Origin of the sequence: Saccharothrix sp. 6-C, from assembly GCF_016695385.1 — a bacterium.
GTDB classification, from domain to species: Bacteria; Actinomycetota; Actinomycetes; order Mycobacteriales; family Pseudonocardiaceae; genus Actinosynnema; species Actinosynnema texasense.
The window spans coordinates 2523110-2536312 of record NZ_CP064192.1; the positions used below are offsets into that span (position 1 = coordinate 2523110).

14 protein-coding genes, 1 pseudogene and 1 riboswitch are annotated in these 13203 nt (G+C 73.8%); of the genes and pseudogenes, 6 read left to right on the forward strand and 9 right to left on the reverse strand.

The features are described from left to right. Nucleotides 1-41 precede the first annotated feature (41 nt). Both IOD16_RS11405 and IOD16_RS11410 read right to left on the reverse strand, forming a co-directional pair. On the reverse strand, nucleotides 42-1847 hold the full coding sequence (locus IOD16_RS11405; RefSeq protein ID WP_201440008.1) for a S8 family peptidase: 1806 nt from the start codon (nucleotides 1845-1847) through the stop codon (nucleotides 42-44). A gap of 194 nt (nucleotides 1848-2041) precedes the next feature. Next, a complete protein-coding gene (locus IOD16_RS11410; protein ID WP_236594908.1) occupies nucleotides 2042-2563 on the reverse strand; it encodes a GbsR/MarR family transcriptional regulator in 522 nt (173 codons plus the stop codon). Nucleotides 2564-2657: 94 nt separating this feature from the next. Between IOD16_RS11410 and IOD16_RS11415 the strand changes: the two genes are divergently transcribed. From IOD16_RS11415 to IOD16_RS11430, 4 genes are read left to right on the forward strand one after another with little or no spacing between them, the layout of a single operon-like run. Then, a complete protein-coding gene (locus IOD16_RS11415; RefSeq protein WP_201440010.1) occupies nucleotides 2658-3575 on the forward strand; it encodes an ABC transporter ATP-binding protein in 918 nt (305 codons plus the stop codon). Beyond that, nucleotides 3572-5164: an ABC transporter permease gene (locus tag IOD16_RS11420; protein ID WP_201440011.1), complete on the forward strand. Its 1593-nt coding sequence runs from the start codon at nucleotides 3572-3574 to the stop codon at nucleotides 5162-5164. Before IOD16_RS11415 ends, IOD16_RS11420 begins: the two co-directional genes overlap by 4 nt. 52 nt (nucleotides 5165-5216) lie before the next feature. Further along, on the forward strand, nucleotides 5217-5774 hold the full coding sequence (locus IOD16_RS11425) for an ArsR/SmtB family transcription factor (protein ID WP_201440012.1): 558 nt from the start codon (nucleotides 5217-5219) through the stop codon (nucleotides 5772-5774). Further along, nucleotides 5771-6979 (forward strand): MFS transporter, encoded by a 1209-nt coding sequence (locus IOD16_RS11430; protein ID WP_236594909.1) that lies wholly within the window; start codon nucleotides 5771-5773, stop codon nucleotides 6977-6979. The genes IOD16_RS11425 and IOD16_RS11430 overlap by 4 nt, the downstream gene beginning before the upstream one ends. Here the strand turns inward: IOD16_RS11430 and IOD16_RS40930 are convergent. Continuing rightward, on the reverse strand, nucleotides 6960-7091 hold the full coding sequence (locus tag IOD16_RS40930; protein ID WP_268957702.1) for a hypothetical protein: 132 nt from the start codon (nucleotides 7089-7091) through the stop codon (nucleotides 6960-6962). The genes IOD16_RS11430 and IOD16_RS40930 overlap by 20 nt on opposite strands. A gap of 86 nt (nucleotides 7092-7177) precedes the next feature. Further along, nucleotides 7178-7270: pseudogene (locus IOD16_RS41425) on the reverse strand (RNA polymerase subunit sigma-70); the annotation flags it as partial. Nucleotides 7271-7315: 45 nt separating this feature from the next. Here IOD16_RS41425 and IOD16_RS11435 point away from each other — a divergent pair. After that, nucleotides 7316-7453 carry a hypothetical protein gene (locus tag IOD16_RS11435; protein WP_201440013.1) on the forward strand — a complete coding sequence of 46 codons (138 nt, stop codon included), beginning with the start codon at nucleotides 7316-7318 and terminating at the stop codon, nucleotides 7451-7453. 5 nt (nucleotides 7454-7458) lie between these two features. Here IOD16_RS11435 and IOD16_RS11440 read toward each other — a convergent pair whose 3' ends face one another. Both IOD16_RS11440 and IOD16_RS11445 read right to left on the reverse strand, forming a co-directional pair. After that, complete coding sequence (locus tag IOD16_RS11440; protein WP_442978100.1) at nucleotides 7459-8604, reverse strand: MFS transporter; 1146 nt, start codon at nucleotides 8602-8604, stop codon at nucleotides 7459-7461. A gap of 655 nt (nucleotides 8605-9259) precedes the next feature. Next, nucleotides 9260-10156 (reverse strand): PAC2 family protein, encoded by an 897-nt coding sequence (locus IOD16_RS11445; RefSeq protein WP_123742265.1) that lies wholly within the window; start codon nucleotides 10154-10156, stop codon nucleotides 9260-9262. A gap of 535 nt (nucleotides 10157-10691) precedes the next feature. Between IOD16_RS11445 and IOD16_RS11450 the strand changes: the two genes are divergently transcribed. After that, entirely contained in the window at nucleotides 10692-11357 is a 666-nt protein-coding gene (locus IOD16_RS11450; protein ID WP_201440015.1) for an HAD family hydrolase, read from the forward strand. Here the strand turns inward: IOD16_RS11450 and IOD16_RS11455 are convergent. From IOD16_RS11455 to IOD16_RS11465, 3 genes are all read right to left on the reverse strand, one after another. Further along, the gene (locus IOD16_RS11455) at nucleotides 11346-12077 is read right to left on the reverse strand and encodes a CbtA family protein (RefSeq protein WP_201440016.1); all 732 of its coding nucleotides are present in this window, start codon (nucleotides 12075-12077) and stop codon (nucleotides 11346-11348) included. The genes IOD16_RS11450 and IOD16_RS11455 overlap by 12 nt on opposite strands. An 11-nt stretch (nucleotides 12078-12088) precedes the next feature. Then, the gene (locus tag IOD16_RS11460) at nucleotides 12089-12274 is read right to left on the reverse strand and encodes a CbtB-domain containing protein (RefSeq protein ID WP_201440017.1); all 186 of its coding nucleotides are present in this window, start codon (nucleotides 12272-12274) and stop codon (nucleotides 12089-12091) included. Between the two features lie 31 nt (nucleotides 12275-12305). After that, a riboswitch (cobalamin riboswitch) is annotated at nucleotides 12306-12489 on the reverse strand. A 47-nt stretch (nucleotides 12490-12536) separates the two neighbouring features. Next, the gene (locus IOD16_RS11465; protein ID WP_201440018.1) at nucleotides 12537-13187 is read right to left on the reverse strand and encodes a (2Fe-2S)-binding protein; all 651 of its coding nucleotides are present in this window, start codon (nucleotides 13185-13187) and stop codon (nucleotides 12537-12539) included. Nucleotides 13188-13203 lie beyond the last annotated feature (16 nt).

The following is a 13203-nucleotide window of genomic DNA, read 5'->3' on the forward strand; positions in this document are numbered from 1 at the left end:
GGGCCGCCTCCGAGGAGGCGGCCCCGCCGGTCGCGTCAGGCTCAGACGTCGAGCGTCCAGCTGTTGATGTAGCCCGTGTCCAGGGTGGCCTGGTCGCGGACGCGCAGCTTCCAGGTGCCCGCGGCGGCCTCGGAGGAGGCGTTCACGGTGAAGGTGCGGTTGATGTTGTCGGTGCCGCCGCCGCTGCGGTTGTGCAGGTTGTAGACCGAGCCGTCCGGCGCGACCAGGTCGACGACCAGGTCACCGATGTAGGTGTGCACGATGTTGACCTGCACGCTCGTGGTCGACGAGGCGTTCGTGGCGCAGGACAGCGAGATGGGGCTGTTGACGTCGGAGTTGTCGCCGATCGTCACGTCGGTGTTGTTGGTCACCGCGTCGCAGGACCCGCCGGTGGACGAGACCGTCCACGAGAACGTGGTGCTGCCGGTGCGCGCCGCCGCGTCGGTCGCGGTCACCGTGACCGTGGACGTGCCGGTGGCCGTCGGCGTGCCGCTGATCAGGCCCGAGGAGCTGATCGACAGGCCGGCGGGCAGGCCCGAGGCGGTGAACGCGTACGGCGCGGTGCCGCCACTGGCGGACAGCTGGAGGCTGACCGCCGTGCCGACGACGGTCGACTGGTTGCCCGGGTTGGTCACCGACGGGCCGCCGGGGGTGGCGGTGCCGGTGAACAGCAGCTTGTTCGGCGAGCCGGTGCCCGGGCTGGTGATCTTGTCGGCGGTGGCGGCGGCGACGATCGCCGAGTGCACCGCCGGCGGGGTCGCGGTCGGGTTGTCCGCCAGGTACAGCGCGGCGGCGCCCGCCACGTGCGGCGACGCCATCGACGTGCCGCTGATCGTGTTGGTGGAGGTGTCGTTGGTGTTCCACGACGACGTGATGCCCTCGCCGGGCGCGAAGACGTCGGTGCAGGTGCCGTAGTTCGAGAACGACGCGCGCCCGTCGGTGCGGGTCGAGGCGTTCACGCTCAGCGCCTCGGCGACCCGCGCCGGGGAGTAGTTGCACGCGTTGGCGTTGGAGTTGCCCGACGCGACCGCGTAGGTGACGCCCGAGGCGATGGAGTTGCGCACCGCGGTGTCCAGGGCGGTGTCGACGCCGCCGCCGAGGGACATGTTCGCGACGGCCGGCTTGACGGCGTTCTGGGTGACCCAGTCGACGCCGTTCACCACGCCCGCCGTGGTGCCGGAACCGGCGCAGTTGAGCACCTTGACCGCGATCAGCTGCACGCCCTTGGCGACGCCGTGCGCGGTGCCGCCGACGGTGCCGGCGACGTGGGTGCCGTGGCCGTTGCAGTCGGTGTTGTTCGTGTCGACGGTGTTGGTGCCCCAGGTCGCCCGGCCGCCGAAGTCGGAGTGGGTCGTCCGGATGCCGGTGTCGATGATGTACGCCCGCACGTTGCTCGCGGTCGTGGCGTAGTTGTAGGCGCTGTCCAGCGGCAGGTTGCGCTGGTCGATGCGGTCGATGCCCCAGGACGGCGGGTTCGGCTGGGTCGCGTCCACCGAGATCGGCAGGTCGGCCTGCACGAACGCCACGCGCGGGTCGGCGGCGAGGCGACGGGCCTGCGCCGCGGACATGGAGGCGTGGAAGCCGTTGAGCGCGTGCCGCCAGGCCACGCGGACCTGGCCGCCGTACTTGTCGACCAGCGAGGACGCGGTCGAGGCGGACGCGGACCTCGGTGAGGCCGCCTCGTTGAGGGCCACGATGTAGGAGCCGGGGACGGCGTCGGCGCGCTGCGCGCCGAGCACGTCGCCCTCGGCCGCCGCCACGCCGACGTTCGACAGGGCCAGCGCGGCGGCCGACACGGCGGCCAGGCCGAGCACGGCCAGTCTTCTGGTGGTACGGGCGTCTCCCATGGAGGGTTCTCCCTTTTGGGCAGGGCTGCGCGGCCGTGCCGGGCGGGTGCGCCGGTCGGCCGTGCGATGCAGGGGATGGGACGTCCGCGCGAACGGGGTGTAGCGACCTGGTCACATGCATGGTCGGGAGAAAACCGACCGGCCAGTAGCGCCGTTAGTCGTAACTACGTCGAATCGGTCCCGATCGGGACCGATCAGGACGGCTCGGTGGGCCGGTCGGGTGAACCCGGCGCGCCCAGTCGCTCGTCCCGGTACGTCCGCCAGTGCCGGAGCATGTTCGGCAGCTCGGCGTGGAAGAACTCGAAGAACATCAGGGTCTCGGAGATCCGCCTGCCCGCGGGCGTGCCGGCGCCGAGCGCGCTGATGCCCTCCCGCAGCGGCCCGGTCATCCGGCGGAGCATCTCGTCGCGGCGGAACAGCGCCTCGTACCAGAGGTCGTCGAGCACGCGGTAGATGTCGCGGCGGGTGCCCGTCTCCCGCTCGCGGCTCACCAGGCCGACCTGGGTGAGGTAGCGGACCGCGCCGGAGATGGCGGCGGGGGAGACGCGCAGCAGGTCCGCCAGCTCGGCGGAGGTCATCTCGCCGGAGTCGGCGGCCAGCAGCGCGACGAACACCCGGGCGGGCATCCTCGCCATGCCCGACTCGGTGAACACCGAGGAGAAGCGCTCGATGAAGCGCAGCACGGCCTGATCGTCCCGCTCGTCCACCTGTGTCACCGCCGGATCATCCCTTCGAGGTCCGCTGAACGGGTGGCAGTTTATACGCTTCCTTAACTTCACGACTTTGTGAAATGACTGTAACTTTCCGCGCATGACTGCTGCGATATCCGTGTCGGGCCTGGTCAAGACGTTCGGCCCGACGCGTGCACTGGACGGTCTCGACCTGACCGTCCGCGAGGGGGAGGTGCACGGCTTCCTCGGCCCCAACGGGTCGGGCAAGTCGACCACCATCCGGGTCCTGCTGGGTCTGCTGCGCGCCGACGCGGGCTCCGCGTCGCTGCTGGGCGGCGACCCGTGGCGCGACACCGCCGAGCTGCACCGCAGGCTCGCCTACGTGCCCGGCGACGTGAGCCTGTGGCCGAACCTGACCGGCGGCGAGGTCATCGACCTGCTCGGCAGGCTGCGCGGCGGGCTGGACGAGAAGCGCCGCGCCGACCTGCTGGAGCGCTTCGAGCTGGACCCGCGCAAGAAGGGCCGCACCTACTCCAAGGGCAACCGGCAGAAGGTGGCCCTGGTCGCGGCGCTGGCCTCGGACGTGGAGCTGCTGATCCTGGACGAGCCGACCTCCGGGCTGGACCCGCTGATGGAGGCCGTGTTCCAGGAGGCGGTGCACGAGCTGCGCGGCGAGCGGACGGTGCTGCTGTCCAGCCACATCCTGGCCGAGGTCGAGGCGCTGTGCGACCGGGTGAGCATCATCCGCAACGGCCGGACGGTCGAGACCGGCACGTTGGCCGACCTGCGCCACCTCACCCGCACCAGCGTCTCCGCCGAGCTCGTCGGCGCGCCCGCCGGGCTGGCCGGGCTGCCCGGCGTGCACGACCTGGTGGTCGAGGGGAACCGGGTGCGGTTCGAGGTCGACACCGACCACCTGGACGCGGCGCTGCGCGCGCTGGTCGGCAGCGGCGTGCGCACGCTGACCAGCCGGCCGCCCACGCTGGAGGAGCTGTTCCTGCGCCACTACGAGGACGAGCTGCCCGCCGGGCGGGCCGAGGGGGCGATGTCGTCGTGACCGGCCTCGGCTCGCTGGTGCGCCTGGCGCTGCGCCGCGACCGGCTGCTGCTGGCCGTCTGGGTCGTCGGGCTCGTCGGCATCACGCTGTCCACCGCGTCGACCGTCGGCGAGCTGTACGGCTCGGTCGAGTCGCGGCAGCAGCTGGGCGCGACGGCGGGCGGCAACCCGGCGTTCCTGGCCATGCTCGGCCCGCTGTACGACGCGTCGAGCACCGGCGGCGTGCTGGCCTGGCGGTGGGGCGTGTTCGGCGGGCTGCTGGTCGGCCTGATGTGCGCGTTCCTCATCACCCGGCACACCAGGGCGGAGGAGGAGACGGGCCGGTTGGAGCTGATCGGCTCGGCCGTCGTCTCCCGGCACGCGCCGTTGGCCGCCGCCGTGGTGGTCGCGCTGCTGGCGAGCACGGTGATCGGGCTGCTCGTCGCGCTCGGCCTGACCGGCCTCGGCGAGTCGGCGTCCGGGTCGTTCGCGCTCGGCCTCGCGTTCGCCTCCGTCGGCTGGGTGTTCACCGGTGTCGGCGCGGTCGGCGCGCAGCTGTCGGAGAGCGCCCGCACGGCCAACTCGATCTCCGGCGCGGTGCTCGGCGTCGCCTACCTGCTGCGCGCCGTCGGCGACGCGGCGGGCGACGAGGGCCCGACGTGGCTGACCTGGCTGTCGCCGCTGGGGTGGCTGGAGCGGACGCGGGCCTTCGCGGGCGACCGGTTCTGGGTGCTGGTGCTGCCGGTGGTGTCGTTCGCGGCGCTGATCGCGGTCGCGGCCGTGCTGGTGACCAGGCGCGACCACGGCGGCGGCCTGCTGCCGACCCGGCTCGGCCCGGCCCGCGCGCCCGGCTCGCTGGGCAGCGCGTTCGGCCTGGCCTGGCGGTTGCAGCGGGGCACGCTGATCGGCTGGACGCTGAGCCTGTTCGCGCTCGGCGTCGTGTACGGGTCGGTCGCGCGGGGCGTCGAGCAGATGCTGGAGGCCAACCCCGCCCTGCAGAAGATCATCTCCCAGATGGGCGGGGCGGGCGCGATCGTGGACGTCTACCTGGCGTCGATCATCGGCATCATCGCCCTGTTCAGCGCGATCTACGTGGTGCAGTCGACGTTGCGGCTGCGCACCGAGGAGACCGCGTTCCGCGCCGAGCCGGTGCTGGCCACGCCGGTCAGCCGGTTCGCGTGGGTCGGCAGCCACGTGCTGTTCGCCACCGCCGGCACGGCCGTCGTGCTGGCCGCCGCCGGGCTGGGCGCGGGGCTGGTGCACGGCGCGCGCGTCGGCGACGTCGGGGGCCAGGTCGTGCGGCTGGTCGGCGCCGCGGTGGCGCACGTCCCGGCGGTGTGGGTGGTCGCGGGCCTGGCGCTGGCGCTGTTCGCTCTGGTCCCGAAGCTGGCGTCGGCGAGCTGGGCGGTGATCGTGGTGTTCCTGGTGCTGGGCCAGCTCGGACCGCTGCTCCAGCTCGACCAGTGGGCGATGGACCTGTCGCCGTTCACGCACATCCCCAAGGTGCCGGGCGCGGAGCTGACGGCGACCCCGTTGCTGTGGTTGACGCTGGTCGCGGCGGCCCTGGTGGCGATCGGGTTCGCCGGTTTCCGCAGGCGCGACATCGGCTGAGGATCTGAAAGAGGTCTTTCGAAAGATTGCTTTCAGGTATACCGTCGGGGTCATGGACCTCCCAGGGCCCCGACGGGTCACCGATGTCGACGCGCTCAAGGCGCTGGCGCACCCGCTGCGCGTGTCGTTGCTCAACCACCTGCTGGCCGTCGGCCCCCGCACGGCCAGCGAGTGCGCCGAAGCGGTCGGGTCGACCGCGTCCAACTGCAGCTGGCACCTGCGCCAACTGGCGAAGTCCGGCCACGTCGAGCGGGTCGAGGCGGGCGACGGGCGCGAACGGCCGTGGCGGGCCACCTCGGTCGGCTACGACGTCGGCGCGTTCGACGACGACCCCGAAGTGCGCGCCCAGCAGGACGCGCTGATCGCGATCGGCCTCAACGAGGACAACCGGCTGGCGCAGCGGTTCCTCGACCGGCAGCACGAGCTGCCGCGCGAGTGGCTCGAAGCGTCCGCGATGCACGGCTACACGGTCAACGTGACCGCCGAAGAGCTCTCCGGGCTGCTCGGCATGATCGACGACATCCTGCGGCCGTACCTGGCGCCGGTGCGCCGGGACGCGCCCGAAGGCGCACAGCCCGCCCACGTCGGCATCCGGGCGTTCCCCCGGTGAGCGGTCGGGCGAACGGCCCGCTGGGCGTGCCCGCGTTCCGCCGGCTGTGGATCGCCGGGTTCGTCTCCGAGATCGGCGACTGGGTGGTGCTCGTCGCCCTGCCGGTCTACGTCTACCAGCGCACCGGGTCGGCGGCGGCGACCGCGACGACGTTCGTGGTCGCGCTGCTGCCGGGCCTGGCGCTGTCACCGCCGGCCGGCGTGCTGGCCGACCGCTGGGACCGGCGGAAGCTGATGCTCCTGGTCAGCCTCGCGCAAGCGGTCACCCTGCTGCCGCTGCTCACCGGCGACCTCGTGCTGGTGAACGTGGTGACGGCCGTGCAGGCCGCGCTGGCGGCGCTGTTCGAACCCGCCAAGAACGCGTTGCTGCCGACGCTGGTGCCACGCGAGCAGGTGCCGGCGGCCAACGGGCTGGTGGCGCTGAACGCCAACCTGGCGCGACTGGTCGGCGCGTCCCTGGGCGGCCTGCTCCTGGGCTGCACCGGGCTGCCCGGCGTGGTGCTGGTGGACGTGGCGTCGTTCCTGCTCGCGGCGGCCCTGCTCGCGACGCTCGGCACCACCGACCCGGCGCGCGCCTCGGGCGGACCCGCGTGGCGGGCCTGGCTGGACGGCCTGCGCGAGATCCGCGGCCCGTTGCGGCCGATGGTCGCCGTGGTCGGGTTGATGGCCACCGGCCAGGGACTGTTCGTGGTGCTGTTCGTGGTGTTCGTGACCGAACGGCTCGGCGGCGGCGCGGCCGAGGTGGGGCTGCTGCGCGGCGTCCAGGCGGTCGGCGGTCTCCTCGGCGGCCTGCTGGTCGGCGCGCTGGCCCGCCGGCTCGAACCCGGCAGGCTCCTGGGCGCGTCACTGGTCGGTTTCGCCGCGGTCGCCGCGCTCGGCTGGAACGGTCCGCACGTGACCACCGCGCTGGTGTTCTACCTGGCCGCGTTCGTCGTGGTGGGCGTGCCGGGCGTGGTCGCGGGCGCGGGGATGATGTCGGTGCTCCAGCTGCACGCCCCCGACGAGGTGCGCGGCCGGGTGATGGCGACGTTCGTCAGCCTCTACGACGGCGGCCAGGCGCTCGGCATGGTGCTCGCCGGCGCCCTCACCCCCGTCCTCGGCCTGTCCGCGCTGCTCAACGCCCAGGCCGCGCTCTACCTGGCGGCCGGTGTGCTGGCGCTGGCCACCCTCGACACCCGGACCCCGGTCAGCCGTCCAGGAACGTGATGTCGAGCCGGGCCGGCCGCTCCGGGTCGCGCGAGGTCTCCAGCACCACGATCCGGCCGCGCGCGGTGGTGGGCACCGCCACCGGGATCACCTCGCCGCCCACCCCGGCCACGGCGGCGGGATGACCGTCGACCAGCGCGGGCCGGATGCCGTCGGTGAGCGTCGTGAACAGGATCGCGCGACGGGTCCGGCCGGCGAGCGTTCGGCCGGGGTGAGCGCCTCCAGCACGACCAGCAGCGCGAGCCCCACCGAGTCCGCGAGCAGCACCTCCTGCTCCGGCGTGACGCCGTCGGCCTGGTCAGCGGCACGCGCCGTTCTTCACCGACGCCGAACGACGTGTGGGAGGAAGCCGCGGCGCACTACGACGAGGAGCAGTTGTCGGCCATCGTGCTGATGATCGCCACGCTCGACTTCGTCAACCGGGTCGACGTGACCGTGCGGGAGCGGGCCGACCGGGCCGGCCGGCACAGCTGAGGCGCTCACCGCCGCGGTCGGCGGCCGAGCAGCAGCACGGGCGGCACGGCCAGCACCAGGCCGGCGGGCACGAGGAACGCGCTCACCGGGTCGAGGTGGTACAGCGGCACGAACGCCACCGGCGCCACCGCGCCACCCAGGAACCGCAGCGACTGCACCACCGACACCGCCCCGCCCCGGTTCGCCTCGCCCGAGGACAGCGCCAGCGCGTTCAGCCCGACGATCACCGCCTGGCTGAACGCGCCCGCCGCCGCCCACAGCGCCCCGACCGCCACCACCGACGGCAGCACGCCCACGCCGACCAGCAGCACCCCGCCGACCGCCGCGCCGAACACCGCCCACCGCCGCGCGCCGAACCGGTCGATCGCCCACCCGGTCAGCCGCGCGGTGAAGATCCCGACCAGCCCGAACCCGGTCAGCACCAGCCCGCGCTGCCCCGCGCTGAACCCGAACGTGTCACCCAGCCGCAGGGCGACCAGGAACGACACCCCGCCCAGGCACCCCCAGGCCACGAACCCGACCGCGGCCAACCGCAACGTCCGGGCCCGCCACGCGCTGCGCAACCTCGGCCGCTCGCCCTCCCGCGGCAGGTCGGCGGGCAACCCGACCACCGCCAACGCGGCCGCCACCACCGCCGCGCCCACGAACGCCCACCGCCACGACGCCTCGGCCGCCAGCCCGCCCAGCAGCGGCGCCGACGTCTGCCCGGCGGCCTGCATGGACGCGAACACGCCCAGCGCCCGCCCCAACCGGGCCTTCGGCGTCACCGCCGCGATCGCCGCCAGCAGCAGGGGAGTGGTGAACGCGTTCGCCGCCCCCTGCACGGCCCGCCCGCCCATCAGCACCGGGAACGACCACGACACCGCGCACAACGCGGACGCCAGGACGTAGACGGCGTAGGCGACCCGAACGGTCCGCCGCGCGCCCCACCGCTCACCCAACGTGCCGGAGACCAGCATGAGCAGCGCGAACGGCACCAGGTACCCGGTCAGCGTGGCCGCCGCCGTGCCGGCCGGGACACCGAAGTCCCCGCCCACCTCGGGCAGCACGGACGCCGTCATCGCGCCACCGAAGGGCCCCAGGAACCCACCGGCGTACAACGCCGCCACCCGGACCCGGGACCGGGACTTGTCCACAGGAGCCGACTTCACCGGCGACATCGCCGGCCCTGCGTGGCAGGGTAAAAGCAGGGGTCCCCTGGGCGAGTACCTCTGCGAAGCCGCGCGGTCCGGCCGCGCCGGGCGGCTGTCCCGCCGAGCCAGGTCGCTGTAGGGCCGAACCTGGTCGTGGTGGGGCCGCGCCGGGTGGCTGTGCGGTCGCGCCGGGTGGCTGTGCGGTCGCGCCAGGTCGCTGTGGGGCCGAACCTGGTCGTGGTGGGGCCGCGCCGGGTGGCTGTCCCGCCGAGCCGGGTGGCTGTGGGGCCGAGTCGGGTAGCGGTGGGGCCGAGCCGGGCGGCGGTCCGGTCGAGCCCGGTCGCGGTCCGGTCGAGTCGCGTGGCTGTGCGGCTGAGTCGGGTCGCTGTCCCGCCGAGCCGGGTGGCTGTGGGGCCGAGTCGGGTAGCGGTGGGGCCGAGCCGGGCGGCGGTCCGGTCGAGCCCGGTCGCGGTCCGGTCGAGTCGCGTGGCTGTGCGGCTGAGTCGGGTCGCTGTCCCGCCGAGCCGGGTGGCTGTGCGGTCGAGTCGGGTCGCGGTGGGGCCGAGCCGGGTGGCGGCCAGGCCGAGTCGGAGCCTGGTCCGGCCGAGTCGGGCCGTGGGCCGGCGAAGCCGCGTGGTCCGGCCGGGCCCGGTCGTGGTGCGGCCGGGCCCGGTCACATCCCGGTCGGCCCGCGTCCGGGGCCCCGGCCACGCCGCCGCAGGTACCGCTCGAACTCGGCGGCGATCGCGTCACCGCTGGCCTCGGTGATCTGGATCTCCGCGTCCCCGCGCTCCTCCAACGCCCGCACGTAGTTGCGCACGTCCTCGTCCTCGTCGGCCATCTCGCTGACCGTGCGCTCCCACTCCTCGGCCTGCTCGGGCAGCGCGCCGAGCGGCACCTCGACGTCCAGCACCTCCTCGACCCGGTGCAGCAGCGCGAGCGTCGCCTTCGGCGAGGGCGGCTGGGAGACGTAGTGCGGCACGGCCGCCCAGAACGACATCGCGGGCACGCCCGCCTGCACGCACAGGTCCTGGAACACGCCGACGATCCCGGTCGGCCCCTCGTACCGGGACCGCTCCAGCCCGTACTTCGCCGCCGCGGCCTCGTCGTACGCCGTGCCCGTCACGGGCACCGGCCGGGTGTGCGGGGTGTCCATCAGCAGCGCACCCAGCGTGACGACGGTGGTCACGCCCAGGTCCTCGATGTGGCCGAGCAGCTCGGCGGCGAACTTCCGCCACCGCATGTTCGGCTCGATGCCGTGCACGAGCACCACGTCGGTGGACGACCCGGGCGGCCGGCAGACGGACAGGCGCGTCGTCGGGAATTCAACCCGTCGGGTGACGCCGTCCACCATGCGGACCGTGGGTCGCGTCACCTGGAAGTCGTAGTAGTCGTCCGGATCGATCTCCACCAGCGGCGTCGCGTCCCACGTGAGTTGCAGGTGTTCGATCGCCGTGCTGGCGGCGTCGCCAGCGTCGTTCCACCCCTCGAACGCCGCCACCATGATCGGGTTGGTGAGCGGTTTGCTGGGGTCGAAGGGGGTCTGGGCGGCCTCGTCCGGATCGGTCACGCGGCCAGACTACGACCACTGCCGCACACCCGACGCCGTAGGCTTGGCGCATGTCGGTTCGTGTCACGCCGCCTCTCGCGGGCGCGCCCGCCGACCGCGTCCCCGTCGCGGGCCGCGCGACGAACCCCATCACGCGGCCCGCCGCCCCGATCCGGAATGATCGCGCAGGTCAAGGGGGTCACACCAAGATCCTCGCCGGCACGGGGGCCGACAGCGCGCGCCGGGTGGTCGGGCCCGCTGTGGGGCGGGCGCGGTCGCCGTGGGGACCGACACCTTCGGGGCCGATCGCGCGGACCTGGTCACGTCCGGCGGCCCGGGGAAGATCGTCGGACCGTCACGTCGGGGTGCCGAACCCCCACGTGAGGCCTTTGAGGAGCACGGCCGCGGCGCCGTCGCCGGTCCGGCCGGAGCAGGTCCAGCCGACCACCCTCGATCACACTCCGTGCGCAACACTGCGGGATACTTACGTCGAACAGGTGAATGGCGGGTTCGTGGCGCACCACCCGGAAGCGAAGTACTTCAACGAAGGACGTACATGACGGTCGAGGCTGTGCTGTGGGACATGGACGGCACGCTGCTGGACTCCGAGAAGCTGTGGGACATCCCGCTCTACGAGTTCGTCGAGAAGCTGGGCGGCACGTTGTCGCTCGCGACCAGGCAGGCGATGGTCGGGTCGAGCGTGCCCCGGACGATGTCGATGCTGTTCGCGGAAGTGGGCGTCGAGCACCCCTCGGAGGAGGAGGTCGCCGACGGCGCGGCCTGGATCATGCGGCGCACCGAGGAGGTGTTCCGCGCCGGCCTGCCGTGGCGGCCGGGCGCGCGCGAGGCGTTGCGCGCGGTCCGCGACTCGGGTGTGCAGATGGCCCTGGTGACGTCGACCGAGCGGCAGCTGACCGAGGTCGCGCTGGACACCATCGGGCGTGATTTGTTCGACGCCACGGTGTGCGGCGACGAGGTCGAGCGCCGCAACAAGCCGCTGCCCGACCCGTACCTGCGGGCCGCCCGGCTGCTCGGCGTCGACCCGACCCGGTGCGTCGCGATCGAGGACTCGCCCACCGGCGTCGCCTCCGCCGTGGCCGCCGGCTGCACCGTCCTGGTCGTGCCGTGCGACGTGCCGGTGGAGCAGGGCGAGCGCCGCGTGTTCCGCGAGTCCCTGGTGGGCGTGGACCTCACGACGCTCGCCTCGCTGCTACAGCGCTGACACCCGCTTCGCCCGGCGCGTGGCCGGGTCCACGAGCAGGCCGAACACGACGCCGAGACCGAGCCACAGCGTGGCCGTCTCGGCGAGCGACGCGAGCCGGAACTCCCACAGCACGCCGCCCGGCAGGTCGGACGGCACCGCGTCCGGCGTCGCCGGGAACACGACGAGCAGCACGACCACCGCCGCCACCACGGCCGACGCCACGGCGGTGGCCCGCACCGGCGCGCCGAGGTGGCCCAACCGGGAGGCCAGGTGGCTCGCGCCGACCGCCACCAGCAGCCCGGCCGCGATCAGCCCCAGGTAGAGCACCGTGCGGTACCCCACCGTGTCCGGGTCGCCCACCGCGGGCGGGTTCGCCGGGTACTTCACCGCCGGCAGCAACGCCGCCGCGCCGAACGCCGCCGCCGACAGCGCCACCGCCCGGACGAACGGGGCCTGCGACGTGAACCAGCGCCGCGACCCCGCGTAGGCGGTGGCGAACAGCGCGCCGACGGCCAGACCCACCACCACCGCGGCGAGCACGCCGCCGACCACCTGCGTGCCGCGGCTGAACAGCTCGCCGTGCCCGTGACCCGCGTCGGGCCGCGCCTGCTCGACGGCCAGCGCCGCCCGGATCGGCGCCTCGACCACCAGCACGCCGACCAGGCCCGCGAGCAGCCCGGCCACCGCGCCCGCGCCGACACCGCGCAGCAGAAGGCCTTTGTACGTGTTCGTCGACATGGCGGCCGCGCCTAGTGGCACGGGACGCCGAGCGCGTGGCGCCCGTCGTGGAAGAACTCGTGCACGGTCTCGGCGGCGTGGCCGAGCGCGATGCCGTTCTCCTGAAGGACCAGCCAGGTCACGGTCAACGCGACCAGGGCGACGGCGTAGGCCCACCTGGGGATGGGAGTGGGAAGGGGGTGCGCGGGGCTCGTCATGACGGCCTCCTCCATACCTCGTGGAAGGTCAACAACAACTCGTGCCGCAGCCGGTCTCCTGACTCCCGGATCGACGCCGTCCCCGCGTCTTCCCAGCCGCCTCACGCGGCCAGTGACGTTCTCGGCGGGTTGGCTCCCCGGTCACAGTGGCGAGGACCGCGCCGGATTCACACCGGCTTCCCGTCCACTGCGGCGCTGCGACCGTAGAGGCGGATCGCGGGCCGGCACAACCGACCAGACGAGTTGTCGTGCTCCTCCCGCCTCAGCGCGGCGACAGCGGGCAGTCCCCGCACGTGCCGCCGCCGTCGAGCCGGTAGTACAGGCAGCAGCTGCGCCGCCGGAACGCGATCTCGCCGGGGAACGGGATGAACTCGCCGGTACCCTGGAGCGGCGGGTCGGCGAACAGCTCGTCCGCCGACGCGACGCAGTCGACGCCGCTGCGGCTGATCGTGCGCAGCGCGCCCGCCGCGGACGACCCGGCGTTGCCCCAGAGCAGGCCGCGGGCCACCGACGTGGCCGCGTGCACCGCCTCCACCACCGGCTCCAGCGACTCGGCGACGCCGACGCCGGCGACCGGGTCCTTGAGCCGGACCTGGAGCCCTTCCGGGGTGTAGCGCCACCACAGGTTGCCGGGTCGGATGTCGGGCACCGCCCCGCCGACCGCGCGCGCCGCGACGACCGGGCTCAGCAGTCGTGCGGTGTAGCCGAGGAAGAACAGCGACCCGGCGACCCGCCGTTCCCGGGTGCGGTAGCGGGCGGAGATCAGGTCTAGGGTGTCGGGCAGGGCGGTGCCGTGCGACAGGGCCGCGCCGTCGTGCCAGGTGTCGTCGGGCCGGCCGACGTCCAGGGCGAAGAACGGGCTGAGGCCGCGGATCTGCCGCAGGGTGGCCAGGACACGGGCGAACTCGGACACGTGGCCTAGTCTGCCG